Genomic DNA, 2,462 nt, shown 5'->3' on the forward strand with positions numbered 1-2,462 from the left:
CTCGCCGGGGCGCTGGGCGCCGTCCGGCCGCACGCCGCCATCGGCCCCTGCACCCGGCTGGGCCGGCTCCCGTACGAGACCGCGGCACACTGCGCCGACCGGCTGGCCGCCGCCGGCGTGGCCGTGGTCTGCCTGCCGCAGAACGGCACCTGCACCGGCTCCGGCACCGCCGCGGGGGAGCCGCCGCGGGCGGGCGGGGCGCCCGCGCCGCCCTTCCGGCCCGCGTCCGCACGGATGCTGCGGCGCGCCGGGGTCGCGGTCGCAGCCGGCAGCGGGGCGCTGCGCGACCCCAGCAACCCGGTCGGGCGGGCCGACCCGCTGGAGGCGGCCTTCCTGCTGTCGGCGACCGGGGCGCTGGACGCGGCGGCCGCCTACGCCGCGGTGAGTTCGGACGCCCGCGCGGTCCTGGGGCTGCCCGAGGTGCGGGTGGAGGCGGGGTTTCCGGCGGAACTGCTCGCGGTGCGCGGGGACAGCCTCGCCGGGGCCCTGTCCGGCGGACACAGCCGGCTGGTGGTGCACCGCGGCCGGGTGGTCAGCCGCACCAGCGCGGTTCGGGAGTTCGCCGACACCACCGCCCTCGCGGTACCCCGCCAGGCCCGGCTCGCGCCACCGGACTGACCCGGCGGGCGGCGCGCCCGACGTCCACCCGTCCGGGGGAGCGGCGCGGCGTGGCGTACGGCCGGACGGGTACCGGCGCCCCGGGAGGTCCGGGCCGGGGCACTCCGGGGGCCGGGCGCCGGGCCCGTCTGGCGCCGGCGGCACCCGCGTCCACGTCCGTGCCCGCGTCCACGGATGAGAATCGCCGGGGCAGGCCATAGGGTCGCCGATATGCGCATCGTCATCGCCGGCGGACACGGGAAGATCGCCCTGCGGCTGGAGCGGCGGCTCTCCGGCCGGGGGGACTCGGTGGCCGGGCTCGTCCGCAATCCGGCCCACGCCGAGGACCTGCTGGCCGTGGGCGCCGAACCCCTGGTGCGGGACCTGGAGAAGTCCTCCGTGGCGGAGGTGGCCGAACTGCTCACCGGCGCGGACGCGGTGGTCTTCGCCGCCGGCGCCGGGCCCGGCAGCGGCGCGGCCCGCAAGGAGACGGTGGACCGGGATGCGGCGGTGCTGCTCGCCGACGCGGCCGAGGAGGCCGGGGTGCGCCGCTATCTGATGATCTCCTCCATGGGCGCCGACGCTCGGGCCGCCGACGGCGCCGACCCCGTCTTCGGCGCCTATCTGCGGGCCAAGGGCGCCGCCGACGACGCGCTGCGGGCCCGCGACGGCCTGGCCTGGACGATCCTGCGGCCCGGCCGCCTCACCGACGGACCGGGCTCGGGCCGCGTACGGCTGGCGCGGTCGACCGGGCGCGGCGAGGTGGACCGTGAGGATGTGGCCGCGGTGCTGGAGTCCCTGCTGGACGAACCCGGCACCGCCGGGCTCACGCTGGAGCTGGTGTCCGGCGACACCCCGGTGGCCGAGGCGGTCGCCGAGGCCGCGGCCCGGGAGCGGGACTGAGTCAGCCGGGAGGGCCTGACTGCAGCTCCCCCTGGTGGTGGAGCTCCCGCTGGTGGTGGACGACCAGCTCCCCCCAGTCGTCGATCCGGGCCCGGCCCGTACGGCGGAAGCCGGTCGCCCGGTAGAGACGGCCCGCGACAGCGTTGTCGGCGTGGGCCCACAGCTGTGCGCGGCGGTAGCCGAGGGCAAAGGCGCGGACGGTGATGCCCTCCATCAGGAGCCGGCCCACATGCCGTCCCCAGTGGTCGGGATGGACCGAGAGCAGTGCGAGATGCAGCAGTCCGGGGACGGGTGGTCCGGTGCCGTCGTTCTCCCGGCCGGCCTCTCCGAGGATGGTGCCGATGACGGGGGGCGACAGGGACCCGCTCAGCCCGGAGTCGTACTGGGCCCCGAAGTCCTCGGCGATCAGCAGCATTCCCGCCGGGTCGGACATCCGGGCCACGGCCAGATCGTGCCGCTCCTTGGGCAGCGCCCTGCCGTTGCGGCGGACCAGGTGGGAGGCGTACCAGACCTCGGCGGCGGCCGCGACGTCCGCCGGCCCGGCCTGGCGCACCACAACGGTCTCCCCCACCCCGGCCTCCCCTCCGAGCGTGCGCCTTCCCCGTGTGCCCCGCTTTCTACCATGCCGTGCCGTCATATGCGGGGCGAACGTTCCATCGAGACAGGTTGTTTGACGGACTGTCAGCACCGCTGCGACAGGGCCGTCCGGCGCCGCTGTGGCCCCTTGTGGCGGCCATGCCACGCACCGCCGGACCGCGGCCCGGAACCTCCGACGCGTGCCACACCACCGAACCCGGCGAACCCGCGGACGCACCGCGACGCTACCTGCGACTCGTGGTGCCGGAACCCCGGGGTGGCGACCCCCGAGGTCCGGCGTCGCGGATCGACGGCCGGTGACACCAAGGCCGCGGCAGTCCTGCACGGGCCCTCGGAGCCCCCCGGCCGGGCACGTCGCTCCGCCC

At 77.3% G+C, this 2,462-nt stretch carries 2 protein-coding genes and 1 pseudogene; 2 read left to right on the forward strand and 1 reads right to left on the reverse strand.

Features of this window, described 5'->3' with window-relative positions:
• Together AOK09_RS33515 and AOK09_RS33520 are read left to right on the forward strand one after the other, a co-directional pair.
• Positions 1-618, forward strand: a pseudogene (locus AOK09_RS33515) (hydrolase); the annotation flags it as partial.
• A gap of 210 nt (positions 619-828) precedes the next feature.
• The gene (locus AOK09_RS33520; protein ID WP_055590992.1) at positions 829-1,500 is read left to right on the forward strand and encodes an NAD(P)H-binding protein; all 672 of its coding nucleotides are present in this window, start codon (positions 829-831) and stop codon (positions 1,498-1,500) included.
• Between the two features lies 1 nt (position 1,501).
• On the opposite strand, the gene AOK09_RS33525 is transcribed toward AOK09_RS33520, so the two are convergent.
• Positions 1,502-2,071, reverse strand: a complete 570-nt coding sequence (locus AOK09_RS33525; RefSeq protein WP_055590993.1) for a GNAT family N-acetyltransferase — start codon at positions 2,069-2,071, stop codon at positions 1,502-1,504.
• Between the last annotated feature and the right edge of the window lie 391 nt (positions 2,072-2,462).

Source organism: Peterkaempfera griseoplana, from assembly GCF_001418575.1.
Lineage (GTDB): Bacteria > Actinomycetota > Actinomycetes > Streptomycetales > Streptomycetaceae > Peterkaempfera > Peterkaempfera griseoplana.